We start from the raw sequence: 25,960 nt of genomic DNA, 5'->3' as shown, positions 1-25,960 counted from the left end.
AGGGCCTCTCTCCCCGGGGGACAAGGGCATCCGGATTGCATTTCCTGGAGGCATGCGCTCCATGCCCCCCCGGTCCGCCCGACGTCCGTCCGCCCTGTTCCTCGCGTCGCTGCTGTCCCTCGCCGCCTGCGGTGACGACGCGGTGAGCGACTCGCCCCTCGACTCGTCCATCGAGCACTACGAGGACTCGGGCGAAACGTTTCGCGTGACGTACGACGAGGGCTGGATGGCGTTCGACCAGCACCGCTCCGCCGAGTTCGAGAGCGGAGCACCTCGGACGCTTCGCCTGTGCGGGCTGAACGACCCGTCGAGCGTCGTGGCCGACGACGAGACCTCCGCATGTGTCTCCGTGCGCTTCGACAAGGAGGTCCTCGGCGCGGGCCCCATGACGCTCGCGGTGGCGGGTGACGCCATCGCCGCCCCCACGGACTCGTTCCGGGACATCACCTTCACCCCACGCAAGGGGCACTCCCCGAAGCTCCAGGCCGTCTTCGTGGCGACGGGTTGCTACGGCACCGTCCCCAAGGAAGCCCTGACGCAAGAGGTGGCCGGGCAGCTCGTCCTCGAGGAGAACAGCGACACCCGGGTCCGCGGGCGCCTGGTGCTGCGCAGCGTCGGGAAGACGGCGGGCCGCTGCTCGGGAGATGGGGCGGAGGTCGCGCTGAGCTTCGACGTCGCGCGCTGACCCGCTCCTTCAGCGCTTGCGGCCCAGCAGCTTGCGAATCTCCGCCAGCGACGCCGCCGTCACCGCTTCAATCCCCTGCTCACCGTCGATGTGGACGATGCGCTCCTTCTTCGCGCGGCGGCGGATGGCGGCCAGGTACTGCTTGGCGATTCGCCGCTGGGCCTCGTCCGCTTCGAACAGCTCCGCGGCCCCGCCACGCGCCGCCCGGCGCTTCGCCGCCACCTCCGGCGCCACGCCGACGAACAGCGTCAGGTCCGGGGACACCGCGTACCCGTTCACCGCCTCCACCCAGGCCATGGGCAGCGACGCCCCCTGGTAGGCCAGCGAGGACAGGACGTACCGGTCGCACAGGACGAGCTTCCCCTCCTCGAGGGCGGGCAGCACCCGCGCCGCGAGGTGGTCCGTCCGGTCCGCCGCGAAGAGCAGCGCCAGCGTCTCCGGCGCCAGCGGGCCCGCGCCATTCGGCAGGCCCAGCCGTCCGGTGAGGGCCTGGCGAATCAACGTGCCCACGGGGCCATCCGAGGGCTCACGCGTGGTGAGCACCGCGTGCCCTTCGGCGCGGAGGGCGGAGGCCAGCCGCTCCGCCTGCGTGGTGGTGCCGGCTCCGTCGAGCCCCTCCAGGACGATGAACCGCCCCCGTCGGGCGGACTTGCGGGCCGCGCTCACCGGGGCAGCAGCGCCGCGGGGTCGTCGAGCCGCAGCTGGCTGCGCAGCTCCAGCAGCGTCTGGAAGCGCGTCAACTCGTCGGCCAGCACGCGTCGCCCCACCACGTAGCGGCGCAACGCGTACGCCAGCAGGCCCAGCGCCAGCAGCGTCACGCCCCAGGCCATCAGCGGGGTGCGAAGGGAGTCATAGAACAGCTTGCCAGCGGCCCCCGCGAACATGAGGGCCGCCAGGGTGGCGACCCCCGTGTGGGCGAAGTGGGTGGTGCTCTGGCGGACGGACAGGCTCTCCTGGAGCTGGTCGAGCTGCGTCCTCAAATCCTGGGTATCGGCGCTCATCACGGAGCCGGGCACCCTACAGCAGCCTGTCCCACGCGTCGAGTCACTCGCCCCTGGCGACTCCAACCTTCTGGGTCCCAACTAATTCCAGCGACACCGCAACGGGCGAGCGAGGGAGCCCTCGCGAATGGCTCATCCACCCCATCACCCGAGCGCACGGCGTCAAGCAGGTTGGCTTGCCAGCCCCGGACGCAGACGCTACATGCGCCAACACATGCAGACTCGCGAGCGGACCGAATCCTCCATGCGCCCTGACGACCTCCAGATCTCCTCCATCGAGGACGCCATCCGCGACATCCGCGACGGCAAGTTCGTCATCGTCGCGGACGACGAGGACCGGGAGAACGAGGGCGACCTCATCATGGCGGCGGAGAAGGTGACGCCGGAGCACCTGGCCTTCATGGTGCGGCACACCAGCGGCATCGTCTGCATGCCCATGCTGGCGGACCGGCTGGACGCCCTGCGGTTGCCGCAGATGGTGGCGGACAACAACGAGTCCCACCGCACCGCCTTCACCGTCTCCGTGGACTACCGGCATGGCACGACGACGGGCGTGTCGGCGGCGGACCGGGCGAAGACCATCCTGGCCCTGGCGGATCCGGAGAGCCAGGCGAACGACTTCCTGCGCCCCGGCCACATCTTCCCGCTGCGTTACCGCGATGGTGGCGTGTTGCGCCGCGCCGGCCACACCGAGGCCACCGTGGACCTCTCGCGGCTGGCGGGCCTGGGCTCCTCCGGCATCCTGTGCGAGCTGGTGAAGGACGACGGCACCATGATGCGGATGCCGGACCTCAAGGCCTTCGCCCTGGAGCACAAGCTGGCCGTCATCACCATCGCCGACCTCATCGAGTACCGCCGCCGCAAGGACCGGCTGGTGCGCCGCGAGCCCGGCCAGCACACCGTCACCACGCGCTACGGCGACTTCACCGCGCTCACCTACACGTGGCTGCCGGACGGCGCCAAGTCGCTGGTGCTGGTGAAGGGTGACCCCGCCTCCCGCCCGAGCGCCCTGGTGCGCCTGCACGCCGCCTGCACCCTGGGCGACGTGTTCGGCTCCCCCACCTGCAACTGCAACGTGCTGTTGGACCAGTCGCTCGCGCGCATCGCCCGCGAGGGCACCGGCGTCCTGGTCTACCTGCCCGGGATGCACGGGGGCGACTTCGGCATCAGCCACAAGCGCAACACGGACGGCAGCGCCGACATCCGCACGGGCCCGCACGAGACGAGAGACCTGGGCATGGGCTGCCAGATCCTCAATGACCTGGGCGTGCGCTCGCTCCAGGTGATGACCAACACGGACATCACCTACCGCGGGCTCGCCGGCTTCGGCCTCACCATCGACAAGCGCGTCCCGCTGCTCGCGGACTGAAGCACCCGCGCTCGGAAAACCCGGGGGCTCCCCTCCTACGGGAGCCCCGCCCTGCCGCACCGCGCGGCGTCAGCCCAGGTCCGACAGGGCCTCGCGCACGGCGTCCAGGTTCGCGGGTAGTTGCACGGGAGGGTTCGCATAGCGGCTGGTGACGTCCGCCAGCGTGCCCCGGTGGTAGCCCACCTTGAAGTCCGCGAACTTCAGCCCGTGCGCGGTGGACACCACCGCCACGCGAGAGCCCTTCGCGATGACTCCCTGGGCCACCAGCTTCTCCAGCGCCGCGAGCGCCACGCCCGTCTGGGGACAGGTGAAGGTGCCCTCCTTGTCCGCGCGCGCGGCGGCGTTGGACAGCTCCGACTCGGTGGCTTCCTCCACCACGCCGTCGAAGGCCTTGAGGATTCGCACCGCGCGTCGGAAGGACACCGGGTTGCCAATCTGGATGGCGGACGCCAGCGTGCTCCGCGCCTGCATGGGCACCAGCTCCTTGAACCCGCCCCGGAAGGATTGGGTCAGCGGATTGGCGCGCTCCGCCTGTGCGACGGCGATGCGCGGCCGGCGGGTGATGAGCCCCAGCTCCAACATCAGCTCGAAGCCCTTGCCCAGCGCGCTGGCGTTGCCGAGGTTGCCGCCCGGAATCACCACCCAGTCCGGAGGCTCCCAGCCCAGGTCCTGGCACAGCTCCACGGCGACCATCTTCTGCCCCTCGATGCGCAGCGAGTTCATCGAGTTGGCCAGGTACAGGCCCGTGTCCGCCGTCACCGCCTGCACCAGTCGCATGCAGCCATCGAAGTCCGTGTCGAGCGACAGCACGCGCGCGCCATTGGCGATGGGCTGCACGAGCTGCGCGAGGGAGACCTTGTCCCGGGGCAGGAACACCACCGCCGGAATGCCCGCCGCGGCGCAGTAGGCGGACAGCGCCGCGGAGGTGTCACCCGTGGACGCGCACGCCACGGCCCGCAGCGGCACGCCCTGGGCCCGCATGTGCTTCACGGCGGAGACGAGGACCGTCATGCCCCAGTCCTTGAAGCTGCCCGTGGGCGACACGCCGCATTCCTTCAAGTCCAACGCGGCCAGCCCCAGCTCCGACGCCATGCGCGGCAGGGGCTTCAAGGGCACGCGGCCCTCGCCCAGGGAGACGATGTCCTCCACGGGAAGCTGAGGGTAGGCCCACTCGCGCTTGCCCCACACGCCCGAGCCATCCGGCAGCCGCGCCGAGCCGAAGCGCGACTCGAAGCGCCGCTTCCACTCCGCCGCGGGCACGGCTCGCAGGGCCGCCACGTCGTGACGCACCTCCAGGAGCCCCTCGCAGCGAGGGCACCGGTAGACGACGTCCAGGAGCGAGGCGCTGAAGTCACAGCCCTCGCTGCATGCGTACTCCGCCCGGAAGCCGGGCTCCGAGGCGCTCACGCCCCCTCCTGGAGCCGGGTGCCGCACTCGGAGCAGGCGCGTCCGGGCCGCCCTCGGGTATGGCACGAGGGGCAGGCCATCCACCCGTCCTCCTCCCCCTTCGCCGCCACGGCGGTCGCCGCGATCCGAGCGCGCGGCAATCGCATGCCACAGTTGTCGCAGAGCAGTCCCACCGCCTGCACGTTGCGGCAGTAGCGGCAGGTGACGGCGCCCAGCGGGGCCGGGGTCCTCACGCCGTCATCCTGCGCGCGCCCCGTGTCCAACTCCTCGAGCGCCGCCACGGGCATCTCACCCGTCGGTGCCGCGCGCGTCAGCTCCAGGTCCTGCACCACCTGGGCCGGCAGATCCGGCCCGCTGCGCAAGCGCGTTCCGTCCAGCTCCGGCAGCACGGGCGCGTCCACCGCGTCACGGCCCCCCGCATGCGGCGTCAGCTCCAGCTCCGGCAGCTGTGCCACGGGGGGAGTCGCCACATTCACGGCGGTGGGAAACCGCTTTCCGCAGACGTCACATTCGGTCCCTTCGGGCTGAACGTGGTCGCAGACCGGGCAGATGATCATTGCGCGACGTTAGCGGGCGGCCCTGCTCGGGGGCAACGCGCCTTCGAGGGCCCTGACGGCATTCAAGCATCCGGGCGGACCATCCCTTCCTCCGCGCCAGGCCAAGGCCGCCCCCCGCGAGCTTTCAGGGGAGAACCGGACGAGGCGGTCCCCCCGTCATCGGGACGAAGCGGACGGGAAGCAGAGACTCCACCTGGGGCAAGGCCCCCGGCTCTCGTGCTCGATGGATGCGCAGCAGCTCCTGGGTGCCCCCCGTGGGCCCCACGGGGATGACCATCCAGCCACCGCGATGGAGCTGGCCAAGCAGCGTGCTGGGAACCTCGGCCGGCGCGGCGGTGACGAGGATGGCATCAAAGGGCGCCTGCTCCGGCCAGCCATCGGTGCCATCGCCTTGGCGGAAGTAGACGTTCTCGAAGCCCAGTCGCAGCAGCCGCCATCGCGCCGAGCGGGCGAGTTCTGGGACGATCTCCACCGTGTACACCTCGCGGCAGAGCAGCGACAGGACCGCCGTCTGGTAGCCGGAGCCGGTGCCTATCTCCAGGACGCGCTCATGCCCCTTCAAGGCCAGCGCTTCGGTCATCAGCGCCACGACATAGGGCTGGCTGATGGTCTGGCCATGGCCGATGGGGAGCGGCACGTCGGCGCCGGCCTCGAGACGCTCTGCCTCCGACACGAAGTCCGCGCGCGTCAGTCGCGAGATGGCTTCCAGCACCCGTCCATCACGGATGCCCTGACTCGACAGGTACTCGGCGCGTCCCCGGTCACCCATGCCTGGAGTCTAACCATGTCGGGATGGGCGAGCAGGGACTCCGGCGCCCTACCAGGGTCGGTGCGTTGCGCCCCCACGGTGTTCGAGCCCCGGGCCTGTGCTTCCCGCAGCAGCTCGGCCAGTGGGTGGGGGGACGGGCAGCGCGAGGCGAACGCCCTACCCCACCCGAGCCAGCGCGAGTCGTCCTTCCCAGCGTTCATCGAGCGCCTTCACGAGACTCTGGTGCTCGGGAGACTCCATCTCCGGGTCTCTGGCGAGGATGCGACGGGCCTCGACCTGCGCCATCGACAGCAGGTCTCCGTCCCGCGCCAGGTTGGCCACCGCCAATTCCGGCAGGCCGCTCTGCCGCGTGCCCATGAATTCGCCGGGCCCGCGAATCTCCAGGTCCTTCTCCGCGATGACGAAGCCGTCGCTGCTCTGCTCCATCACCGCCAGTCGCTCGACGGACTCCATCGAGCGCGCGCTGTTGGCCACCAGGTAGCAGAAGCTGGCCGCCGCGCCACGGCCCACGCGCCCCCGGAGCTGGTGGAGCTGCGACAGGCCGAAGCGCTCCGCCGCCTCCACCACCATCACCGAGGCGTTGGGCACATCCACGCCGACCTCCACCACCGTGGTGCACACGAGGACCTGCAGCCGCTTCTCGCGGAAGTCCTCCATCACCGCGTCCTTCTCCTCGGCCTTCATCCGCCCGTGCAGCAAGCCGACGCTCGCCTGGGGGAAGGCCAACCGCAGCTTCTCCACGCCGCGCGTCGCGTCCTCCAGGTCCAGCTTCTCCGACTCCTCCACCAGCGGATACACGACGTAGGCCTGGTGCCCCTTGGTCAGCTCGGTGGCGATGGCTTCGTAGACGCGCGCGCGCTGTTTGTCGTTGAAGACGCGCGTGTTGATGGGCGTTCGTCCCGGTGGGAGCTGGTCGATGATGGAGAGGTCCAGGTCCCCATACAGCGTCATGGCCAGCGTGCGGGGAATGGGGGTGGCCGTCATCACCAGCACGTCCGGCTTGGGGCCCTTGCTCATCAGCGAGTGACGCTGAAGCACGCCGAAGCGGTGCTGCTCGTCGATGACCGCGAGCCCCAGCCGAGCGAAGGCGATGTCCTGCTGAATGAGGGCGTGCGTGCCCACGGCCAGGTGGATGTCGCCTCGGGCCACGGCCTCGCGCACCTGTCGCTTCGACTTCGCCGTCCCCGCCGCGCTGAGCAACCCCACCTGGAAGCCCAGCGGCGCCAGTACCTTGCGGAAGGTGCGCTCGTGCTGTTCGGCCAGGATTTCCGTCGGGGCCATCACCGCGACTTGATAGCCGTCCAGCAGCGCGACAATCGCGGCGACCATCGCCACCGCCGTCTTGCCACTGCCCACGTCACCCTGCACCAGCCGGTTCATCGGCTCGGCGCGGGCCATGTCCCGACTCAGCTCTTCCACCACTCGTGCCTGGGCGCCGGTGAGCTGGAACGGCAGCGCGGCGCGGGCCTTCTCCAGGCGAGGCGCGGACACATCGAAGCAGATGCCTTCCTCCGCCTTGATGCCCTGACGCTTGAGGGCCATGCCCAACTGGAGGAAGAACAGCTCGTCGAACGCGAGCCTGCGATGGGCCGGGCTCTGATGCGCGTCGAGCGACTCCAGATCCGCCGCGTCCGGTGGGAAGTGGATGAAGCGCAGCGCCTCCGGCAACCCCATCAACTCCAGCCGGCGACGCAGGTCCGCGGGCAGCGGGTCCTCCAGCTCGTGCGCGTACTGCTCGCCGACGCGCGCCGCCAGTTCGCGGAAGGAGCGCTGCTCGCCTCGCTCGAAGCCGGGGTACACGGGGACGATGCGGTTGAAGTGGACCGAGGTGGCGGACTCCATGTCCTCCGCGGGCTCGATTTCCGGGTGCGCCATCTCGCGACCATTCATCGTCGCGCGCACTTCACCGGAGAGGACGATGCGCTTGCCCACCGTGAAGCGGCTCTTGAGCCAGGGGCCCGCGTGGAAGTACGTGGCGGCGATGCTGCCCGAGCGGTCTCCCACCACGGCGCGGAACATCCGCCGTCCCTGCTTGCCCGGGACGTAGTCCGCGACCTTCACCATGCCCACGGTGACACCGCGCTCCCCGGGCTCCAGTTCGGCGATGGTGCGCAGACGTCTGCGGTCCTCGTAGCAGCGCGGCAACAGGAAGAGGATGTCGCCCATCCGGCGAAGGCCCTTCTTGTCCAGCGCGGAGATGAGCCGAGGCCCCAGGCGCTTGCCGAGCGTCTTCAGCGGCGAGGACAGCGGACCGGAGCGCGGCGCGATGGACAGGAGCTTCGCCTCGGAGCGGGACGCCTCCGCCGCCACGGCGCGCTTCTTCTTGCGCTGCTCCTTCTTCGCCTTGGCCGGAGGGGCCCCGGACTCCGCGCCCGTGTCGAGCGAGGCCTGTCGGGCGCCACGTCCCCCCGGGCGCATCTCTCCCCGAGCAGGTTGCACGTTGCCGGGTCGTGCGAGGCCCGCCTCCGCGCCATAGGACCGAGGGTTCGCCGTCGGCGACGCGACACCGGTCGTCGAGCGGGGCTCGGGAGCCTTCGCGCGAGGCGTGGGAGGCAGTGGGTCGTTCGACTTCCACGGAGGAGTCTGCACATAGCCCGGAGGCGGCGCGACAGGGCCACTCTCCGCCCCCACGCGCGTTCGGCCACGGGCGGCAGGCTCCAGCAAGGCCTCCTGCCCGCGCGTCCGTGAGGCGTCTCCGGTTCGCCCGGGCTCACCAGGTCCCTCGGACCTCGGAGCGGCCTGGGCGATTCCGTCCAGTTCGACGGGCAATGCGACGCCGCTGAGCTTCAGCGCCATGACCACGCGACGCAGCGCGGCCTTGCGGCGCTCCGGCGTGGGATGGTCCACATAGGGCAACGCCGCGCGCAGGTGCCCGAGCGCCTCGGAGTCCACACCGCTGGCTCCCGCCAGCGCGCGCTCCATGACGGACGTCAGGTCCTTCAAGGTCGCGAGCATGGCGAAGTCACGCTGGCACGCGTACCGAAGGGGTCCCACAAGACTGGCGAGCGGATGGTTCACGCGTGAGTCACGTCCATCCATCCTACGGAACGGGGGTGACGTCTCCCAGAAAACGCGACCGGGGAAGCGAGCTCAGGCCCGCTCCCCCGTCGGCTTTCTCTCGAGAAGGATACCGCTGACGTTCAGCCCTCGCTGGGCGGGGCCTCGTCCTCGGGGTCTTCGAAGCGAATCTCCTGGACCTCCAACTCACGCGTCCCACCCGGACTCTGCACCGTGGCGATATCGCCCTTGCGCTTGCCGATGAGGGCCCGGGCCACCGGCGACGTGACGGCGAGCCACCGCTTCTTCAGGTCGGCCTCCAGCTCACCCACGAGACGGTAGGTGACGGGCTTGTCCGTCTCCGTGTCCAGCAGGTCCACGGTCGCCCCGAAGACGACCTTGTCGCCACCCAGCTTGCTGGTGTCGATGACCTCGGCGCGCGCAATCCAGTCGTTGAGGTCCAGGATGCGACCCTCGATGTGCGACTGCTTCTCCTTCGCCGCGTGGTACTCGGCGTTCTCGCGCAGGTCCCCATGGGCCCGGGCGACCTCGATCTCCCGTGAAATTTTACCCCGCTCGACAGACTGCAAATGCTTGAGCTCCGTCTTGAGCTTGCGCAGTCCTGAGGGGGTCATCGGGATGTTGTCGCTCCCGCTCGCCATCGACACAGCTCCTTCCACCACTCCCTGGTTCACTAAAGATTGAGGGCCGGCGCTCCTCCCGGAGCCCGGCCCCCACCATGAAGTGCTCAATGTAGGGAACCCGTGACATGCAGGTCAACGAAAGCCGTACATGACACCCTCCGGGCCGCTGGGCGCACGCGGGGTGACCCGCTAGGCTGCCCCGCGTGCTGTCCGTCCAGGAACTCCGCGCGCTCGCCGCGTCACTGCCCGCCAAGGATTTCGAGCGGCAGCTCGGGCCCTTCGCCCTCATCCAGCGCCCTCCCTCGGAAGCCTCGGCGGCGGTGCTCGCGCCCACCCGCATGGCGGACCCCGAGGACATCAGCCTCGGAATGATGACCCTGCTGTTCGAATTCGAACACCTGCGCGTCGTGACGCTCCCCCCGCTCCACTCGACGGACCACCTGACCATCGGCCGGCGCATGGACTGCGACTTCGTCATTGACGACGCGTCCGTCTCCAAGCAGCACGCGGAGCTGCGCTGGAACGAGGCCGAGAACCGCTGCACGGTGAAGGACCTGGGCTCCACCAACGGCACCTTCCTCAACGCCGGCACGCTGGGAACCCGCGTGGCCACGCTGCGCGACGGCGACATCCTCAGCTTCGGCAACGTCCAGTTCTGGTACCTGGAGGCCAGGACGCTGCACGAACGGCTGCGAGCAGGCGAGGCCACGGGCCTGGGCTCTCGCAGCGGTTAGCGCTCGCGTCGAGACGCGCTGGATGGGTAGCTTTCCCCCAGGAGCCCGAACGTCATGACGCAGAGTCCGCCGCGCGACGAGCGCGACTACTACGAGCGCATCTACACGCTCGTCGAACAGGTACCGTGGGGCAAGGTGGCCACGTACGGAGACATCGCGACCCTCCTCGGCGAGGAAGGCTGCGATGCCCGTGTCGTGGGCCATGCGCTGGGCGCGCTGGGTGCTCGCTCGGCCACCGTCCCCTGGCAGCGCATCATCAACCGCACGGGTGGCATCAGCCTGGACGGACACAGACAGCGCGAGTTGCTGGAAGCCGAGGGCGTCGCCTTCGACGAGAAGGGCCACGCGAAGATGGACGCGCACCACTGGAGCGGCCCGAGCGAGGAGTGGGCTCGCGCCCATGGCTTCAAGACGCTCCCACGCCCCGTGGAGAAGCCGTCGTCCACGCAGCTCTCCTTGTTCTGATCGGCGGAAACTCCGACGAGGGCTCGGTTTCCCGCCTGCTTGCCTGCGGGAATAAACGCGCGAGAGTCAGGTCCTTTCCCCAGACCGGATTCCGCCATGTCGCTCGCGCTCTTCCGCTGGAGTGTCATCCTCACGTGCCTGTTCACGACCGTCGCCTTCGCCGGTGAGTCCCGTCCCCGGCGGCAGAAGGTGAAGGCCGCGAAGCTCGTGCGGGTCGAAGGCGGCCACCGGCTGCATCGCGACACGGCGACGGCCCTCGAACGCATGGCCACCGAAGCGACGAAGGACGGCCTGGTGTTGCGAGTCACCAGCGGCTACCGCTCCCTGCGCGAGCAACGGTGGCTCTACGAGGAGTACCGCCGGGGCCGTGGCAACAAGGCGGCGCGGCCCGGACGCTCCAACCACCAGCGAGGGCTCGCGGTGGACCTCGTCATCGGTCAGCGCACCTCGAAGCGCTACCTCTGGCTGGAGGCCAACGCGTGCCGCTTTGGCTTCCGCCGCACGGTGCCCTCGGAGCCGTGGCATTGGGAGTACCGCCCCAGCAGCACCTTCCCTCCCGTGGTCGGCTTCGACTGCCTGGGCAATCCCACGCGCCCTCCCGCGTCCCCGGAACCGGTGGCGCGCAAGGACCCGAGCTGAGGCTCACGCGCGCCCCGCTCGGCGCGACACAGCGCGGCGTGGCGGCTTCACGGTAGACTGCTCCTCTCCAGGGCGCGGACGTCGGACGCTCCGGTGACACCGGGACGTCACGAAGACGTCACGGGCCCTCGCTGTCAGCGGCTTCGCGGTGCGTTTCATGAGGGGGTGAACCAGCATGGAGGCCGCCACGATGAATCCATTGGAGATGTCGGGCCCGCAGTTCCTCGAGCTGTTCGCCGCACTCTTCGCGTTCGCGTTCCTGGTGGGACTCCTGCTGCGCTACCTGCTGCGCCAGCCCGGAGGTGACCCCGGTGCCCTGCCCCTGAACCCGGACCCCTATGAAATCGCCATGCTCTCCGGGCCGAAGGCCGTGGTCCACGCGGCCCTGGCCAGGCTCCTCCACGACGGCTCGATTCGCATGCATGGGGCGCGACTCGAGTCCACCGGTTCTCGCCGCCCGGACGCCGCCTTCATCGAGCGCGTCGTCTGCCGCGCCGTCACCGATGGCGAGGTCAAGTCGTCCGAGCTGCTGAAGCGCGCGGAGCCCGCCATCCAACAGCTCAAGCCCGCACTCATCGAGCGCGGATGGCTCGTCGATGACGCCTGGGGATGGCGCGCCCGCTGGTTGCCGCCGCTCCCCTGCCTCGCAGTGCTCCTGCTGGGACTGACGAAGATCTCCGTGGGCCTGGAGCGCGACAAGCCCGTGGCCATCCTCGTGGTGTTCTGCTGCGTGGCCACGGCCGGCATCGGGCTCCTCGCGCGGCGGGTCTGGACGAGCCGCCAGGGAGACTCGGTGTTTCAGAAGCTGCGGTGGCGGGAACAGCCCCTGAGGACCGCCGCGCGCAGCGCCGAGGCCCCCGAGATGCTGAACGGGCACGACGTCGGCATGGCCGTGGCCCTCTTCGGCCTGGGCGCCATGTCCACGAGTGACTTCGAGTTGATGCGCCGGGAAGTGGATCCCGGGAGCAACTCCTTCGGGTTCGGCGATTCGTCCAGCGGAGGCGATGGCTGCGGCGGAGGCGATGGCGGCGGGGGTGGCTGCGGCGGCTGCGGAGGTGGCGATTGACGAGCCTGTCGCTCCAGGGTGTCGGCATCGGCTGGCGCAGGGAGCTCGCGCTGTTCATCGACCGGCTGCCGGCCCCGGGCTTCGTGGAGGTCCTCGCCGAACACCTGCCCGACTCGGGCGCCGTGCCCGAGCCCCTGGTGCGCCTGCGCGAGCGAGGAGTGCCGGTGGTGTTGCACGCCGTCTCGCTGGGACTGGGCTCCGCGGAGCCTCTCGACTCCCGCCGTCTCGCCTGGCTCGCGCGACAGGCGGAACGCGTGGGCGCCGTGTGTGTCAGCGAGCACCTCGCGTTCGTGCGCGCCGGAGGGCTCGAGTCAGGACACCTGCTGCCCCTGCCCCGCTCCGAGGAGGCGCTGGACGTGCTCGCGGAGAACGTGCTGCGCGCCCAGGCGGCGCTGCCGGTGCCGCTGGCGCTGGAGAACGTGGCCTCGCTGTTCGAGTGGCCCGACGCCGCGTTCTCGGAGGCGGAGCTGCTCGCCGGTGTGCTCGCGCGCACCAGCGCCTCGCTGCTGCTGGACGTGGCCAATCTCCACGCCCACGTGCTCAACCACGGCACCGATGCCGACGCGGTGCTGGCCTGTATGCCGCGCGAGCGACTGGCCTATGTCCACGTGGCGGGCGGCGTCCAGCGGGACGGCCTGTACCACGACACGCATGCGCACCCGGTGCCGAGTGGCCCTCTGGCCTTGCTGGAGCAGTTGTCGGCACGACTCGGGCCGGTGCCGGTGATGCTCGAGCGCGATGACCGGTTTCCCGCTCCAGCGGAGCTCGCCTCCGAACTCTCCTCGATGGAAGCCGCGCTCCGGCGCGGAGTCTCGCGATGGCATGCGGAGTCCCACGGATGAGCGCGCGCGAGCGGCTGGCCCGGGCCCAGGCGGAGCTCGTCAAGGCCCTGGGCGTGGGCGCGCCCCTGCCCTCCGGCTTCGACACGGCCCGCGTGCTCGCGGCGTCCGAATCCCTGCTTCACAAGCGCCGTCGCGGTGTGGAGCGTGCATGGCCTTCGCTCGCGGCGGCGCTGGGCACGGACTTCAGGGCCCGCTTCGAGCCGTGGGCACGCGCACATCCCATGTCCGTGGAGCCCGACTCGCTCGCGGAGGGTCGGCGCTTCGCGGCATCGCTCCAGGAGGAGGGACGACTGCCTCCCTCGATGTCCGGGGTCCTGATGGACTTCGATGCGCGCTGGCGGCTGACCTCGGCGGGCGAGCGGGTGCGACGCCTGGGCTTCTGGCTCGTGGTCCGGCGGGACATCACGACGCGGCGCTTCCGGGTGGCCTTGCGTCTGCCCGGAGGACGGGTGCTGCGGTAGGAGTGGAGCGTCAACACCGCCCCTCCCGCCGGAACGACACCGTGTGGGGCATGATTCTGGCGCCCATCTCGACTAGCCTTGCGACTTCATCCCGAGCCGAGGGGGCGCATGCTCGTCGTGCCATCCATCCTGGATGCAGTCACCGTTCACGCAGAAGGGGCGCTGTGTACTCGCATCGCCACCTTGCAGCTCGTGGAGGACCGCGTCCCCACCGAAATCCAGCTCAACGGACTTCCGATGTCACTGCGCCCCGGAACCCTCCGGGCCGCTGTACGACAGGGCCCTCCCGGGCTCTCCATCCGTGCCATCCGGCCGACTTTCGACGTCCAGCTCCCGCCCGAGGTCGACGTCCCCGGTGAGCACCGCGCCCTCGAGGAGGCGCTCGCGCGAGTCTCGGATGTAGCGGCGCGGCTGGAGGGCGTTCAACGCGAGCTCCAGTCCATCGGCAAGCTCAAGCCCACCTTCGCGCCGCCGAAGAAGGACGCCTATGTCCCTCACGAGGCCCCGCTGGCGGCGCTGCTGGCGCTCACGTCCTTCGTGGACACGGAGCTGACGTCCCTGAACGCGCGGAGACTGGAGCTGGAGCAGGCGCACCGTGACGCGGAGGCCGATGTCCGGCTGCGGCGCCAGCGACTGCACGAGGCCTCTTCATCCGTGCGGGGCGAGCGGGCCCGCGTGTACCGCGCCGCCGTCCTCACCTTGTCCGGCAACCCCTGGCCCCGGGAGACTCCCGCGCTCATCTCGCTGGAGTACGCCGTCCCGGGCGCGCGCTGGGTGCCGACCTATGACCTGCGCCTGCCTCGGACGCTGGAGGAAGGCACGCTGCGGATGCGCGCCTCCATCATTCAACGCACGGGCGAGGACTGGACGGGCGTGAAGCTCGCCGTGTCCACGGCCGCGCTGGACCGCAAGGCCGAGGTCCCCGAGCTGAAGGCGCTGCGCATCGGCCGCCGCCAACCCCCGCCGCCTCGCTCTGGCTGGCGCGAGCCGCCTCCCGGCCTGGACGAGCTCTTCGCGAGCTACGACACCCTCCGGCAGGCCGCCACCAGCCCCCAGTCCGCGCCGAGGGACGAGCCCGTCTCCGGTGGCCTCTACGATTCGTCTGGCGTGGAGTTGGAGGAGCCGGGAGAACGAGAGCGGAGCAAGGAAGCCGCCCCTAAGGGCGGGCGCGCACTCCCGAAGCCCATGGCTCCGAAGAAACGCTCCGTGGGCAGCGCCTCGGCCTCCGCGCCACCTCCACCGCCCGCGCCCGCGGCGGCTCCGCGAAACATGGCGCCAGGCTCTCGGGGAGGTTCGACCCAGGCCGGGGAGTTTGAGTCGCTCAGGCGCTCTCGCGGCTCGGTGGCCCCCGCGGAGATGGATGACGAGCAGCTCGACATGCCGCAGGACGCGGAGGAGGAAGGAGGCTCCTCGCGCGTGTACGCCGACATGACCGATGGGGGCCTGGGAGGAGGCGGGGCGCAGGACCGCCCGAGCGCGGTGCCCCGACTGGAACCCTCGGACTCGTTGCTGGACTATGACCGCCTGTCGTTGACACCCGCGGACGACATGGACGGACGTGGCCGGCTGCGTCCCCGCCCGTCGCACGTCACCCGGGAGATCCTCGCGCTGTCGGCCGTGCAGATTCAGGTCAACATCCTCTCGTTCGTCGCGGTGAGCGAGCAGGAGGTCAACAGCCTCTGGCGCGTCCCGACGCCCACGTGGACGGTGCCGCCCCGCGAGTCCGCGATGCACTTCGATGCGCGCTTCGACCTGGAAACGCGCGCGGATGTGCCTTCGGACGCCGCGTGGCACACGCTGCCGGTGCTGTCCGTGCCGGTGGGCCTGTCCGCCGAGTACGTCTGCGTGCCCTCGGTGGAGTCCCGCGCGTTCCGCACGGTGCGGGTGGAGAATCGGACGCCCTATCCGCTGCTCGCGGGCCCGGTGGACGTCACGCTGGGCGATGAGTTCCTGATGACGTCGCCCTTGCCCACCATGCCCCCAGGCTCCACGCAGCGACTGGGGCTGGGCGTGGAGGAGTCCATCAAGGTCGCGCGCAACACGCGCTTCGACGAGGCCACCGGCGGCATCTTCGGTGGCGCGACGATGCTGACCCACCACGTCTCGGTGGAGCTGGCCAATCGGATGTCCAACCGGATTCTCGTCGAGGTGTGCGAGCGAGTGCCCGCCGTCCCCACGGGGTTCGAGAAGGACATCAAGGTGGAGGAGACGGAGGTCGCGCCGGTCTGGCAGAAGCGCACGCCGTTGCCAGGAGAAGTCCCGGTGGAGGGCGAGCGCGCGTGGCGCGTGGTGCTCCAGCCGGGTGAGGCCCAGACACTCAAGGCGACGTGGACCGTGAAGATTCCCGCCAGCAAGATGCTCGGCGGCGGAAACCGGAGGACATGATGAGCACGCCCCTCACCCTGCCGGTGGTCAAGGTCACCGTCCTGGAAGATCGCGCGCTCGTCGAGCGCCGAGGTGAAGTTCCCCTGGTGCCAGGTGCCCAGCGCCTGGTCATTGCGGGGTTGTCTCCGCTGGCGGTGGACCGCTCGCTCCAGGCGAAGCTTGCCGGAGGCACCGTGTCCCAGGCGCGCGTGCGGCGCGCGAAGAAGCCCCAGCTTCCCGAAGCCCGACGCGAGCACGCCACCGAGCTGGGCCGGCGCGTGGCGGAATTGGAGCGACAGGAGCGTCAGGCCCGCGCGGACCGGGAGCGACTGAGCACGCGCCAGGGCCTGCTGACCACGGCGCACGCGGACGTGTACCGCGCCATCTCCGAGCAGGCCGGTGGTGGCAAGGCGCAGGCGGAGGAATGGAAGCAGCAACTGGACACCGTGCGCCAGGCGCTCGAGGTCGCGGACGAGGCACTTCGCGGTGCTCTGCGCGAGGAGCAACGGCTGCAGCGGCAGCTCGAGGAAGCGAAGCGAGCGCTTGCGGGGACGCAGCAGGCGGAGGCGAAGCTGGACGTCCACGCCGAGCTGGAAGTGGGCCACCCCGCGGGAGGCACCGCGCTCCTGTCCATCACATACCTGGTGCCGTGCGCGGCGTGGCGTCCGGCCTATCGCGCGACGCTGGAGCAAGCCGCCAGCGGCACGGGCCAGACGGTGCGGCTGGAGTGCGAGGCGGTGGTGTGGCAACGCACGGAGGAGGAGTGGAAGGACGTGGAGCTGGCGTTCTCCACGGCGCGGCCGACACTGGGCGCCACCCCTCCCCGGCTGGAGACGGACTGGCTCTTCCTGCGCGACAAGACGGAGCGAGAGAAGCAGGTGGTGGAGGTCTCCATGCGCGAGGAGGTCATCCAGACCACCGGCGAAGGTGGCGGAGGAAAGCGCGACGAGGGCCTTCCGGGCATGGACGACGGCGGCGAGGCCCTGACGCTCGCGGCGACCCACCGCACCACGGTGCCCTCGGACGGTGAGCCTCACCGCGTCCCCATGTTCCACTTCACCGCGCCCGCGGCCTCCGAGCTGCTGGTCTGCCCGGAGTTGTCACCGCTGGCGCACCGCGTGGCCCGCTTCGACAACGTGGGGCCGGCGGTGTTGCTCGCGGGTCCCGTGGACCTGGTGCGGGTCAGTGGCTACGTGGGCCGCTCGCAGCTGCGCTTCACGGGCAAGGGCGAGCGCGTGCGACTGGGCTTCGGCAGCGAGGATGCGCTCCGGGTGGCCCGGCAGACGGACCTGCAGGAAGAGACGAGCCGCCTGACGGGGCGCAAGGTGAAGACGCACCACGTGAAGATGTTCCTCTCCAACATGAGCGCGCAGCCCGCGTCGGTGGCGCTGGAGGAACGGATTCCCGTGTCCGAGGTGGAGACCGTGGAGGTGAACCTCCTGAAGGACGGCACGAAGCCAGCGCCCACGCGGGTCAGCGCGGACGGCATCGCCCGGTTCGAGGTGACGGCCGCGCCGCGTTCCCAGCAGGAATTGACCCTGGTCTATACGGTGTCCAGCGCCTCGAAGGTCGCGGGGCTGTAGAGGAGGTTTGTCATGCGCACCCTGTTCGGCCTGCTGTTCGCCCTGGGCCCGGCCTTCACGGCCGGGGCCTCCTCGTCACCGCCGGGCACCGCGTCGGACATGGCGCAACGGCCCCCGCAGCTCTCGGTGGAGTTCGGGGGCTCGTGGGCGCGGGTGCAGCACCCGACGGCCTACATGCTCGATTGGAGAGACAGGACGAGCACGCTGGGGGCTCGCGCCAGCGCGATGCGCCTGGCGGGCGGGCTGCACTTCAACATGGTGCGGAGCTCGGACCGGAGCGACTGGTGGTGGACCAACGGCGTGGAGTGGTACCTGACGGGGGGTGACCTGCAGGTCCTCTCGGTGCGGCCGGGGTTCGAGAAGCGCTTCGCGCTGACGGGCAAGCTGCTCCTGGGCCTCAGTCTCTTCGGCGCGGCGTCCGAGGTGAGCCTCGCCTCCGGGCGCATGTTCGCAACGGAGCCTGATGGGACGGCGGCCCCGGAACCCGACTCGGGCGCCTTCCAGCGTCGCGTCCGGAAATGGACCTTCGGTGGAGGCGGCTCGGCTGCGCTCCAGTACCAGCTCAACCGCTGGGTCCACACCCGCGTCAACGTGGGCTACACGCAGTACGTGAAGCAGGCTCGGAACTTCGGAATGGTGGCGGACTCGGAGCCCGACACATTCTCCGTCTCGCTCAGCGGCCCCTGGGCCGCCGCGTACGTGGGCGTGAGTCTCTGAGTCACGACTGAAACCCCGAGCCGCGCTTGGGGAGTCAGTGCTGCACGACGGCGATGTAGTTGCCGTAGCGCGTCTGGATTTCGGAGACGTACTTCACCGGCTCGGAGCCCCGGCAGTAGCCGTGTCGCGCGCGGCGGTAGTGCTGGGGCTTCTCCAGCAGGAGCATGGCCTTCTCCACGTTGCCGAACCAGCGGTTGGGGTCCCAGCCCTGCTCCTGCGCCAGCCGCCGCGCGTCCAGCACGTGGCCCAGTCCCGCGTTGTAGGAGGCCAGCGCGAAGCGCAGCCGCTGCTTGAAGGGAATCTCCGGAGCGATGCGGCCGATGAGCTGGTGCATGTACTTCACGCCCGCGTGGATGCCCTGCTCTGGGTCCTCGAGCTTCCGGAAGCCCAGCTCCTTGCCCGTGCCGGGCATCACCTGGAAGAGACCCTGCGCGCCCACCCAGCTTCGCGCCCGAGGGTCGAAGCGGCTCTCCTGGAACATCTGCGCCACCATCAATCGCCAGTCCAGGCCGTAGCGCTGCGAGTAGGATTGCACCAGCACGTCATAGGGAGAGATGGCACCGGTGAGGACCGCCTCTTCCGTCGTCGCGGGCGCCTCGCTCCGGTGGCCCTCGAAGTAGCGGCGCCGGGCCAGGTTGTACTCGGTGCCCCGGTAGGTCTTCTGCACGAAGCCATCCAGGAAGGCGCGCAGCTTCACGTTCTGCGGACGCACGGCGAAGGCGATGCCGTGGTGCCCCTCCGTGCTGGCGCGAGACCCCTGCCCCGGTAGCGTCACCCCCGCCTCCACGTCATCGCGGTACACGCGCTCGGCGGCGAGGATGTGGCTGTCCGTCACGGTGAAGGGAATCTCTCCGCGAGCCACCTGGTCGATGAGGGTCTCCGCGTCCTGGTCCTCGGGTGCCTCGACGACCGTGAAGCCGTGCTGGGTCGCCGCGTCCTTGAGCGTGGCGAAGTGACTGGATGAGCGCCGGACGTGGACAGCCTGGCCCTTCAGGGCCGCCAGGGATTCGAGCTTCGGCGCCCCCGCGCGCTGCACGATGACTTCGTCCACGAAGAGATAGGGGCGGCTGAAGGCCACCTCGCGCTGACGCTCCGGCGTCACGGTGAGCGCGGCGGCGACCACGTCTCCTCGGCCCTCCTTCAACCAGGTGAGGAGTTCTTCATACGAAGGAGGCACCACGACCTCCAACCGCACCTTGAGCGCGGCGGCGGCGAGCTTCGCCATCTCGTAGTCGAAGCCCGCCTGGTCGCCTCGGTGGAGGAAGTACGTGACGGGGCTGTTGCGAGTGAGGACCCGCAGCACGCCGCGCTTGCGGATGGCGTCAAGGTCCCCCGTGAAGCGCTGCTCCCTGTGGTCGGTGAGCGCGCGCTCCACGAGGAAGGCATCCAGGGCACCGCGCAGCGCGGGGTTCTCCGGCCGCACGGCCCAGGCGAGAGCGCGCTTCTCCGCGATGGGAAAGAGGCCCTCCACGTCCGGGTTGTACGTCTCGATGGCGGCGAGCAGGTGGCTGTCCACGACGGTGAGCGGGACTTCTCCCCGCGAGACCTTCCAGGCCAGTTCCTCGGAGTCGGTGCTCTCGGGCACGGGCTCGATGGTGAGCCACGAGGCCTTCTCCTTCGCGAGAGCGGCGAGCGACGCGGCGAAGGTGGAGCTGGCGCGAACGTGAACGGCGCGGCCCGCGAGTTCCTCTGGCTTGCGAGGCAGTCCGGCGGCACCCCGCTTGCCAACGACGACTTCGTTCACCAGGGCCAGGGGACGGGTGAACGCGAGGTCCTTGGAGCGCTCGGGGGTGACGGTCAGGTCCGCGGCGATGACATCTCCGCGCCCCTCTCGCAGCGAGGGGATGAGCTGATCGAAGCGCTCCATTGCGAGGAACTCGACGGGCATGCCGTGCTTCTCGGCGAAGCGCTCCAGCAGCGCGCGGTCCTGCGAGCGGGGCGTGCCCTGACGTGGCAGGAAGTCCTCATCGGTGCCTTCCACGAGGACACGCAGCACACCGCGCTTGCGCAGCGCGGGGAGGTCTCCGGTGAAGGGAGGCTCGGGCGGCTTCGCGGGCTCGGCGGCGACCTGAGCCACCTCGGCGGGGAGCGGCAGGGCCTGCTCGGGGAACGGAGGGTCCTCCGGCTCCACGGCGGCGACAGGCGGGGGCGGTGCTGACGGCGGAGCGGGCGGCTCCTGCTTGCAGGCGGTGACACTCACGAACAGCGCGGCCATGAGCAGCCACTGCGACGCGCCTCGGCACTGACGAGAAGAAGACTCCATGGGTGCTTCCCTCTCCTCCGGACCGTGTCCAACGTCGCGGACCCGACCCTCGTCCCCCGTCTAGCCGAGGTCGTGGGGTGAAATCACGCAGGCCCCTGAAATGCGCACCGGGAGGGCCATGAGAGGCCACTCAGCCTCACCTGGAGTACGGGAGTGCGCGGGCTCGTGGGTGTAGCGTGGAGGGACGCATGAAGACGAAGAGCTCGCCACCCATCGCCCTGCTCGGAGGGCGCAAGACGCTCCCGATCATCGAGACGTACTTCGAGCTGAATCACCTGAAGCAGCTCTTCCGTCAGGGATGGTTGCGAGTGGGGATTGCGCCGGAGCGATGCGAGAGCGTGGCCGAGCACTCGCTGTTCGTCGCGCTGCTCTCGCTGTTCATCGTGGACAGTCACTTCCCGGAAGCGGACGCGGGGCGGGCGATGCGCATTGCCCTGTTGCATGACCTCGGCGAGGCGTATGTCGGCGACCTCACGCCCCATGACGGAGTGGGACGCGAGGACAAGCACGCGATGGAGCGCCGGGCGATGGAGCAGCTCGTGGGCAAGCTACCGCGGGGCGCGGAGTACCTGGCGCTGTGGGACGAGTACGAACAGGGCAGCTCGTTCGAGGGACGGCTGGTGCGGCAGGTGGACCGGCTGGAGATGGGCCTCCAGGCGTGCGTCTACGAGTACCAGGGAGCAGGAGACCTGTCGGAGTTCTTCGCGTCGGTGGAGAAGGCGCTGGAGGCGCCGGAGCTGCGCGCGGTGCTCGCGGAGCTGGAAACACTGAGGCCCGACTGAGTTTGTAACGCGAGGCTCAGCCGAACCAACGACCGGACTCGGGTGCGAAGACGCGCACGCGCTCGGCGAGCGTGGGCGGGAGGCGCTCGCGAATCAGTGCGTGCACTTCCTGAGGGCCGAGTGACTGGCTGAAGTGCATGAGGACGATGGATTCGTTGTGGAAGCGGTCGGCCTGGGCGATGAGTTCGTCGAGGTGGAGGTGGGCGCGGTCTCTCGCATCCTGCACGGGGCGCTTCGGGTCGACGAAGGTGGCTTCGAGGATGAGGACGCGCGAGTCGAACAGGGAAGGCTCGGTCTCCAGCACGCGGGCGAGCGTGTCGGTGGCATAGGCCAGCTCCAGGTGGTCCACCTCGGTGAGGAGGTTCTCGCCGGCCCTGCGACGCTGGGCGATTTCCTGCGGAGGCAGGCCGAGGAACTCGGGGCGCAGCTTGGAGACGCGGCGGATGAACTGGTAGCCGAGCGAAGGGACGGGGTGGTGCGTGCGGAAGGCGCGGACGTGAAGCCCCTGCCCGAGCGGCTGGACGTCACCGGGGAGCATGGGGACGGTCCGCACGTCCATGGATGTGTGATGGAGGCGGGTGAGCACGCCGAGGGCCTCACGGACGGGGGCCTCGATTTCGGCGGGGAGAAAGACTTGAGGTTCGCCCTTCCCTAGGAGCCGACGGATGCCCAGCAGAGAGCCGAGCCCGCTGGCGTGGTCCGGGTGGGCATGACTGAGGAAGATGCGGTCGGTGCCCGCGAAGGAGCGGATGGGGATGCCCGCGTCGAGCACCACGTCCAGCTCGGGGACCTGGAGGGAGGTGTAGACGCCGCCGACAGAGATGCCTCGGACGGTATAGGGGCCTGCCTGGACCTCGGTGAGCATCGCCATGTTTATGGCGTGACTGCCCCCTGGTCGCAACCCACGTTGGGGCGTGGGTGTCATCCGCGTCATGATGGGTGAAGAAGGAGGACCGCGGATGGAGCGATCCCGACGACGGCGAAGGATGTGGGCCTGGGCGCTGCTGCTCGCGGCCTGCGCGGGCACGCCCGAGCGCACGTCGACAGGGCGCTACGAGTTCGACTCGGCATCCAACAGTTGTCGACAGCGGCCGGAGCTGTGCGCGCGCATCGCTGGAGAGGAAGCTGTCGTCCCTCCTGTCCGGCCGATTCAGGCCATGGTCTCCGCCACCCGGACCGCCGCCGCCGCGATTCGAGTGCTCGACTCCGCCACCCAGGCGCTCATCGAGGAGCGCCTCAAGGAGTGCGCGGACCAGGCTCGCTCCTCCGTGCTTCTCGAACACCGGGGCGGACGGGCCCCCACGCGCAGCGAGTGCAATGAGTCGCACATCGATGAAGCATCCAACCGCCGCATGACCCTGGCCATGCAGCTCGGGTGTCTCATGCATCGCGTGGCACTCGATTGTAGTGAAACGGCTCTGGAGAAAATCATCCCAGGAGGCTTCAGCCGCGAGCAGCGCTACCGTTACGACAAATCACGCAGGACCCTCGCGATGGTCAGCGAGGAAGAAGCTCGCGGCCTCCTCAAGTCGGGCTGCGGCAGTGAGCTGAAGGGAACACTGGTTCCCGATCTCGTCATCCACAACGGAGATCCACTCAGCGCCCATGCCATCTACGACTTCAAGTTTCCCTGCACCGGAACGAACATGACACCATGGCACGAGTACCCTGCGGGCCACGTATACGGAGGCATGACCCAGAAGATGATCTATAGGGAAGCCTTTGGTGCTCCTGCGTCACGAGTCCTTCCGCGCTGGGGAGTTCTGCCATGAGTGATCACTACCCACGGATTCGTCTCATGTATGGCGAACTCCTTCTGGTGCGCGAAGGGTTGAGCTTCGTCTTCTTCATGGACCGCCCCCATCAGGAAATCGCTCAAGCGATCGTCGCGGCAATGGAGGCGTATCTGCAAGCAATCGGCCCCAACGCCATCGGGAGATATGCCAGCGAGGATGGCGAGTGGATTGACCTGACAGAACAGGAGTGGTCATTCGTCCGCGCGAAGCTTCTCGAACGGAAAGCGCCGCTGCTCCTGCTGCACGATGAGGAAGACGCACGCTATCAATACCGGTTCGAGTACTTCGGTAAGCCGCCTGACGCCGCGCTAGGCCCTGAAAAACGCCACCCTGTCTGCGCGGTGCGCTTCTGGCTACCGACCGAGTACCTGGAACAGAACGGACCCGCCAAGGTGCGTGAGCTGGCACTCAAGATCGCAAGCCTCCTGCCGTTCTGCTCGGGACATGTGGGCCTCGCCTTCAATGGCGAACTTGATGTCGCCGGGATGATGGCCGAGGTCCGCAAGGTGTGCTTTCGCTACCCAGGCCTGGACCTCCTCGAACTGGAACACGTCTCCTGGGAGCTCGGCACCCGCGTACGGGGACCTTCCTGGCTCACCTTCCTCGGCCAGCCGGCACTCGCGGGCCTTGGTGGCGTGTCGGCACTCCGTGAGCAACTCCGCGCGCCAGGCACCACCATCGACGCCCTTCCCGGAGACAGCGCCATCATCACCCTGGGCTCCTGGCCCGAGGCCGGTGACACCCTGCACGACAACACCCTGCCCGCATACCGCGAGCTGGCACGCGTCCTGGAGCCCTGGCTCTTTCACGAGAAACATCCCTACAGCCTCGGACTCCCCGCGGACGAGTTGCTTCGATGGGAGCGTCGTTTCCTCGATTGAGGCACGCCGAACTCACGTGTCGAAACGAAAGGTCGTCTCCTGGCTGGAGGCTCGCGTCTCGAACCGCTGACAGAACGCGTTGAGTTCTTCGTAGGAGGCCGTCGGCAAGACCTCCCGAAACTCCAGGTGCTTCACGAGGCAGAAGAGCGTGACCTCCAGAAAGCTCAGGTCCCGATCCGGTGGAAGCGCGGCAAGAACCGGCGTCGTGTTCTCCTCCAGCCACGACATCATGCTGACCAGCCCCGTTCGCATCTTCGACTGATGGGCACTCTCACCCGTGCCCCCCAGCTTGGACATGATCAACGTCACTTCCGTCGACATGGCCTGAAGGACAAGCTCCTGCGCATTTGCGAGCACCGGAGCCTCCAGGTCCTCGGGCCAAACCACGCGAGGCGTGAGGCTCGACATCCGACGAAGCTCCCGGCAGACGTTGAGCGCCCCGAACCAGACACCTCGGGACGTCTGCATGACCGGAATCCGCAGTGCGGGGTTACCCCCGTAGTCCTCCGGATTCGAGGACAGGAGGTCTCGCAGGACACGGAAGGAGTAGTCGACACGCAGCTCCGCGGCGAACATCCGCGCGATGCGTGTGAAGTGAGAACTCGAGCGACCGATAATGACAGGCGTGGTGACGTCTTCGCGCGCGACAGGCATCCGTGTTCCTCCGAGCCAACGAGCAACCTGCTGCCAGCGACAACCCCACACCCAGGCCGAGGGCCTCACCCACCCCAATGAAAGACGTTCAGGTCGACGACTTCTCGCGCCCCGGTGCCAGCCCGAGTGCAGCCCGCACCTCGGCGGTGGTGCGCCCCGCCCAGTAGCGCCGGTGATTCTCCGCCGTCGCGAAGCTGCGCGTCTCCATCCGGTCCACGTAGAGCGTGCCATCCAGATGGTCCAGCTCGTGCTGGAGGATGCGCGCGTACCACCCCGTCGCCCGAATCGTCACCGGCCTGCCCTGCTCGTCCAGCGCATCCACCCGCACGCCTCGCGCCCGAGCCACGAGCGCCGCGAAGCCCGCGACACTCAGGCAGCCCTCATGAAACTCGGCGGGCGTCGCATCTTCCACCGTCAACCTTGGATTGATGAGCACGTGGAATGGCACCGGCGTCCGCTCCCGGTCCGCCAGGTCCGAGGGCGACACGCCGGCCTGATACTCGGCCCGGTCCTCGACAACCACCAGCCTCAGGCCCACACCGACCTGCGGCGCAGCGAGTCCTACTCCTGGCGCATCTCGCATCGTGTCGCGCATCAACACGATGAGCCGCTGAATCTCGGGACTGCCAATCTCCTCCGGCGTCAGGTCTCGCGCCTTCTGCCGAAGCACGGGTTCTCCTGCCTGGACGATCTTGAGCACCATGACGCAAGCGTAGCAGGGCCCCTCACGACGACCTCAATCGAAAGCGCGACCTGTCGGCCATCAACCCGCCACGATTCCCGCACGCCCGAACAGCCACGCGTCACGCCAGGAAGCGTTCTGCATCACACGACTCCCATCCGCGGGAGGCGTGGTCACGCAATCCCGAAGCCTCTCTTCCGTAGGGCTCGCGACCCGGGAATTGAAGCCGGGTAGACTTTCGAGGACAGAGGGCCGGCTCTGGAAGACCCCACGGCGGCAACCCGTGGACCTTGCCAGGGAATGTGGGAGTCGCGATGCAGCGGTTTCGGCGCTTCGGGTGGGCCGCCCTGGTCTCACTCGTCATCCACGCGGCCCTGCTCGCCCTGCTTTGGGACGAGACGCCGCCTGTGCGTCCCACACCGGCTCCCTCGCGCCCGCCTCCCCTGTTCGTGGAGGTCATCACCGCACCGCGAGCCAAGCCTCCCGCACCCGCGAACCAACCCCCATCGACGACGCCACAGCGGCCCTCCCTTCCCCCCATCAAGCCTCCGCCCGCCGAGCCCCCTCCTCCTGCTCGCGAGAACGCTGAAGCCTCAGCCCAG

General features: G+C 69.3%; 25 protein-coding genes. 14 read left to right on the top strand and 11 right to left on the bottom strand.

The window, feature by feature from the left end:
* Window positions 1-61 precede the first annotated feature (61 nt).
* Window positions 62-685 carry a hypothetical protein gene (locus HUA76_RS22780; RefSeq protein ID WP_174462055.1) on the top strand — a complete coding sequence of 208 codons (624 nt, stop codon included), beginning with the start codon at window positions 62-64 and terminating at the stop codon, window positions 683-685.
* A gap of 9 nt (window positions 686-694) precedes the next feature.
* Here the strand turns inward: HUA76_RS22780 and tmk are convergent, their stop codons facing one another.
* Together tmk and HUA76_RS22770 are read right to left on the bottom strand one after the other, a co-directional pair.
* The gene (gene tmk / locus HUA76_RS22775; protein WP_141641270.1) at window positions 695-1,351 is read right to left on the bottom strand and encodes a dTMP kinase; all 657 of its coding nucleotides are present in this window, start codon (window positions 1,349-1,351) and stop codon (window positions 695-697) included.
* On the bottom strand, window positions 1,348-1,686 hold the full coding sequence (locus HUA76_RS22770) for a hypothetical protein (RefSeq protein WP_217440105.1): 339 nt from the start codon (window positions 1,684-1,686) through the stop codon (window positions 1,348-1,350). The genes tmk and HUA76_RS22770 overlap by 4 nt, the downstream gene beginning before the upstream one ends.
* A gap of 214 nt (window positions 1,687-1,900) precedes the next feature.
* Here HUA76_RS22770 and ribB point away from each other — a divergent pair, with 214 nt between their 5' ends.
* Complete coding sequence (ribB, locus tag HUA76_RS22765) at window positions 1,901-3,055, top strand: 3,4-dihydroxy-2-butanone-4-phosphate synthase (protein WP_141641268.1); 1,155 nt, start codon at window positions 1,901-1,903, stop codon at window positions 3,053-3,055.
* A 69-nt stretch (window positions 3,056-3,124) separates the two neighbouring features.
* Here the strand turns inward: ribB and thrC are convergent, their stop codons facing one another.
* The 5 genes from thrC to greA form a co-directional block, all read right to left on the bottom strand.
* Window positions 3,125-4,462 (bottom strand): threonine synthase, encoded by a 1,338-nt coding sequence (gene thrC / locus HUA76_RS22760; protein ID WP_174462054.1) that lies wholly within the window; start codon window positions 4,460-4,462, stop codon window positions 3,125-3,127.
* Window positions 4,459-5,019 (bottom strand): hypothetical protein, encoded by a 561-nt coding sequence (locus HUA76_RS22755; protein WP_174459383.1) that lies wholly within the window; start codon window positions 5,017-5,019, stop codon window positions 4,459-4,461. The genes thrC and HUA76_RS22755 overlap by 4 nt, the downstream gene beginning before the upstream one ends.
* A gap of 124 nt (window positions 5,020-5,143) precedes the next feature.
* Window positions 5,144-5,788: a protein-L-isoaspartate(D-aspartate) O-methyltransferase gene (locus HUA76_RS22750; protein ID WP_174462053.1), complete on the bottom strand. Its 645-nt coding sequence runs from the start codon at window positions 5,786-5,788 to the stop codon at window positions 5,144-5,146.
* Between the two features lie 156 nt (window positions 5,789-5,944).
* The gene (gene recG / locus HUA76_RS22745) at window positions 5,945-8,743 is read right to left on the bottom strand and encodes an ATP-dependent DNA helicase RecG (protein ID WP_254614408.1); all 2,799 of its coding nucleotides are present in this window, start codon (window positions 8,741-8,743) and stop codon (window positions 5,945-5,947) included.
* A gap of 185 nt (window positions 8,744-8,928) precedes the next feature.
* Window positions 8,929-9,447, bottom strand: coding sequence for a transcription elongation factor GreA (greA, locus tag HUA76_RS22740; protein WP_141641263.1), 519 nt, complete (start codon window positions 9,445-9,447; stop codon window positions 8,929-8,931).
* 185 nt (window positions 9,448-9,632) lie between these two features.
* Here greA and HUA76_RS22735 point away from each other — a divergent pair, with 185 nt between their 5' ends.
* From HUA76_RS22735 to HUA76_RS22695, 9 genes are all read left to right on the top strand, one after another.
* A complete protein-coding gene (locus HUA76_RS22735) occupies window positions 9,633-10,163 on the top strand; it encodes an FHA domain-containing protein (protein ID WP_174459380.1) in 531 nt (176 codons plus the stop codon).
* A gap of 54 nt (window positions 10,164-10,217) precedes the next feature.
* Window positions 10,218-10,628, top strand: a complete 411-nt coding sequence (locus HUA76_RS22730) for an MGMT family protein (RefSeq protein ID WP_174459379.1) — start codon at window positions 10,218-10,220, stop codon at window positions 10,626-10,628.
* A gap of 96 nt (window positions 10,629-10,724) precedes the next feature.
* On the top strand, window positions 10,725-11,267 hold the full coding sequence (locus tag HUA76_RS22725; RefSeq protein WP_141641260.1) for a D-alanyl-D-alanine carboxypeptidase family protein: 543 nt from the start codon (window positions 10,725-10,727) through the stop codon (window positions 11,265-11,267).
* 190 nt (window positions 11,268-11,457) lie between these two features.
* Complete coding sequence (locus tag HUA76_RS22720) at window positions 11,458-12,333, top strand: TIGR04222 domain-containing membrane protein (RefSeq protein WP_174462051.1); 876 nt, start codon at window positions 11,458-11,460, stop codon at window positions 12,331-12,333.
* Window positions 12,330-13,175 carry a DUF692 family multinuclear iron-containing protein gene (locus tag HUA76_RS22715; RefSeq protein ID WP_174462050.1) on the top strand — a complete coding sequence of 282 codons (846 nt, stop codon included), beginning with the start codon at window positions 12,330-12,332 and terminating at the stop codon, window positions 13,173-13,175. Before HUA76_RS22720 ends, HUA76_RS22715 begins: the two co-directional genes overlap by 4 nt.
* Entirely contained in the window at window positions 13,172-13,636 is a 465-nt protein-coding gene (locus HUA76_RS22710; protein ID WP_174462049.1) for a hypothetical protein, read from the top strand. Before HUA76_RS22715 ends, HUA76_RS22710 begins: the two co-directional genes overlap by 4 nt.
* 108 nt (window positions 13,637-13,744) lie before the next feature.
* A complete protein-coding gene (locus tag HUA76_RS22705; protein WP_174462048.1) occupies window positions 13,745-16,021 on the top strand; it encodes a DUF4139 domain-containing protein in 2,277 nt (758 codons plus the stop codon).
* The gene (locus HUA76_RS22700) at window positions 16,021-17,583 is read left to right on the top strand and encodes a mucoidy inhibitor MuiA family protein (protein WP_174462047.1); all 1,563 of its coding nucleotides are present in this window, start codon (window positions 16,021-16,023) and stop codon (window positions 17,581-17,583) included. Before HUA76_RS22705 ends, HUA76_RS22700 begins: the two co-directional genes overlap by 1 nt.
* Window positions 17,584-17,595: 12 nt before the next feature.
* On the top strand, window positions 17,596-18,300 hold the full coding sequence (locus HUA76_RS22695) for a hypothetical protein (RefSeq protein ID WP_174462046.1): 705 nt from the start codon (window positions 17,596-17,598) through the stop codon (window positions 18,298-18,300).
* 34 nt (window positions 18,301-18,334) lie between these two features.
* Here HUA76_RS22695 and HUA76_RS22690 read toward each other — a convergent pair whose 3' ends face one another.
* Window positions 18,335-20,563 carry a transporter substrate-binding domain-containing protein gene (locus tag HUA76_RS22690; protein WP_174462045.1) on the bottom strand — a complete coding sequence of 743 codons (2,229 nt, stop codon included), beginning with the start codon at window positions 20,561-20,563 and terminating at the stop codon, window positions 18,335-18,337.
* 188 nt (window positions 20,564-20,751) lie between these two features.
* On the opposite strand from HUA76_RS22690, the gene HUA76_RS22685 reads away from it, so the two are divergent.
* On the top strand, window positions 20,752-21,345 hold the full coding sequence (locus HUA76_RS22685) for an HD family hydrolase (RefSeq protein WP_174459372.1): 594 nt from the start codon (window positions 20,752-20,754) through the stop codon (window positions 21,343-21,345).
* A gap of 16 nt (window positions 21,346-21,361) precedes the next feature.
* On the opposite strand, the gene HUA76_RS22680 is transcribed toward HUA76_RS22685, so the two are convergent.
* A complete protein-coding gene (locus HUA76_RS22680) occupies window positions 21,362-22,210 on the bottom strand; it encodes an MBL fold metallo-hydrolase (protein ID WP_174462231.1) in 849 nt (282 codons plus the stop codon).
* Between the two features lie 94 nt (window positions 22,211-22,304).
* On the opposite strand from HUA76_RS22680, the gene HUA76_RS22675 reads away from it, so the two are divergent.
* Both HUA76_RS22675 and HUA76_RS22670 read left to right on the top strand, forming a co-directional pair.
* Window positions 22,305-23,117, top strand: coding sequence for a hypothetical protein (locus HUA76_RS22675; RefSeq protein WP_174462044.1), 813 nt, complete (start codon window positions 22,305-22,307; stop codon window positions 23,115-23,117).
* A complete protein-coding gene (locus tag HUA76_RS22670; RefSeq protein ID WP_174462043.1) occupies window positions 23,114-24,022 on the top strand; it encodes a DUF3396 domain-containing protein in 909 nt (302 codons plus the stop codon). The genes HUA76_RS22675 and HUA76_RS22670 overlap by 4 nt, the downstream gene beginning before the upstream one ends.
* 12 nt (window positions 24,023-24,034) lie before the next feature.
* On the opposite strand, the gene HUA76_RS22665 is transcribed toward HUA76_RS22670, so the two are convergent.
* Together HUA76_RS22665 and def are read right to left on the bottom strand one after the other, a co-directional pair.
* On the bottom strand, window positions 24,035-24,676 hold the full coding sequence (locus tag HUA76_RS22665) for a glutathione S-transferase N-terminal domain-containing protein (RefSeq protein ID WP_141641251.1): 642 nt from the start codon (window positions 24,674-24,676) through the stop codon (window positions 24,035-24,037).
* Between the two features lie 88 nt (window positions 24,677-24,764).
* Window positions 24,765-25,379 carry a peptide deformylase gene (gene def, locus HUA76_RS22660; RefSeq protein ID WP_174462042.1) on the bottom strand — a complete coding sequence of 205 codons (615 nt, stop codon included), beginning with the start codon at window positions 25,377-25,379 and terminating at the stop codon, window positions 24,765-24,767.
* Window positions 25,380-25,960 lie beyond the last annotated feature (581 nt).

The organism is Myxococcus sp. CA056, from assembly GCF_013336715.1.
In the GTDB taxonomy this organism is placed as follows: domain Bacteria; phylum Myxococcota; class Myxococcia; order Myxococcales; family Myxococcaceae; genus Myxococcus; species Myxococcus llanfairpwllgwyngyllgogerychwyrndrobwllllantysiliogogogochensis.
This window is presented reverse-complemented; position numbering and strand designations above follow the sequence as displayed.

Bases quoted from the DNA above. Each gene is read 5' to 3' on its own strand.
- HUA76_RS22720 (WP_174462051.1), top strand. From the start codon at position 11,458: ATGAATCCATTGGAGATGTCGGGCCCGCAGTTCCTCGAGCTGTTCGCC.
- ribB (WP_141641268.1), top strand. From the start codon at position 1,901: ATGCAGACTCGCGAGCGGACCGAATCCTCCATGCGCCCTGACGACCTC.
- HUA76_RS22680 (WP_174462231.1), bottom strand. From the start codon at position 22,210: ATGCTCACCGAGGTCCAGGCAGGCCCCTATACCGTCCGAGGCATCTCT.
- HUA76_RS22695 (WP_174462046.1), top strand. From the start codon at position 17,596: ATGCGCACCCTGTTCGGCCTGCTGTTCGCCCTGGGCCCGGCCTTCACG.
- HUA76_RS22670 (WP_174462043.1), top strand. From the start codon at position 23,114: ATGAGTGATCACTACCCACGGATTCGTCTCATGTATGGCGAACTCCTT.
- HUA76_RS22675 (WP_174462044.1), top strand. From the start codon at position 22,305: ATGGAGCGATCCCGACGACGGCGAAGGATGTGGGCCTGGGCGCTGCTG.
- HUA76_RS22750 (WP_174462053.1), bottom strand. From the start codon at position 5,788: ATGGGTGACCGGGGACGCGCCGAGTACCTGTCGAGTCAGGGCATCCGT.
- HUA76_RS22755 (WP_174459383.1), bottom strand. From the start codon at position 5,019: ATGATCATCTGCCCGGTCTGCGACCACGTTCAGCCCGAAGGGACCGAA.
- HUA76_RS22770 (WP_217440105.1), bottom strand. From the start codon at position 1,686: ATGAGCGCCGATACCCAGGATTTGAGGACGCAGCTCGACCAGCTCCAG.
- HUA76_RS22705 (WP_174462048.1), top strand. From the start codon at position 13,745: ATGCTCGTCGTGCCATCCATCCTGGATGCAGTCACCGTTCACGCAGAA.
- HUA76_RS22780 (WP_174462055.1), top strand. From the start codon at position 62: ATGCCCCCCCGGTCCGCCCGACGTCCGTCCGCCCTGTTCCTCGCGTCG.
- HUA76_RS22730 (WP_174459379.1), top strand. From the start codon at position 10,218: ATGACGCAGAGTCCGCCGCGCGACGAGCGCGACTACTACGAGCGCATC.
- HUA76_RS22690 (WP_174462045.1), bottom strand. From the start codon at position 20,563: ATGGAGTCTTCTTCTCGTCAGTGCCGAGGCGCGTCGCAGTGGCTGCTC.
- greA (WP_141641263.1), bottom strand. From the start codon at position 9,447: ATGGCGAGCGGGAGCGACAACATCCCGATGACCCCCTCAGGACTGCGC.
- HUA76_RS22725 (WP_141641260.1), top strand. From the start codon at position 10,725: ATGTCGCTCGCGCTCTTCCGCTGGAGTGTCATCCTCACGTGCCTGTTC.
- HUA76_RS22700 (WP_174462047.1), top strand. From the start codon at position 16,021: ATGAGCACGCCCCTCACCCTGCCGGTGGTCAAGGTCACCGTCCTGGAA.
- recG (WP_254614408.1), bottom strand. From the start codon at position 8,743: ATGCTCGCGACCTTGAAGGACCTGACGTCCGTCATGGAGCGCGCGCTG.
- HUA76_RS22710 (WP_174462049.1), top strand. From the start codon at position 13,172: ATGAGCGCGCGCGAGCGGCTGGCCCGGGCCCAGGCGGAGCTCGTCAAG.
- def (WP_174462042.1), bottom strand. From the start codon at position 25,379: ATGGTGCTCAAGATCGTCCAGGCAGGAGAACCCGTGCTTCGGCAGAAG.
- HUA76_RS22665 (WP_141641251.1), bottom strand. From the start codon at position 24,676: ATGCCTGTCGCGCGCGAAGACGTCACCACGCCTGTCATTATCGGTCGC.
- HUA76_RS22685 (WP_174459372.1), top strand. From the start codon at position 20,752: ATGAAGACGAAGAGCTCGCCACCCATCGCCCTGCTCGGAGGGCGCAAG.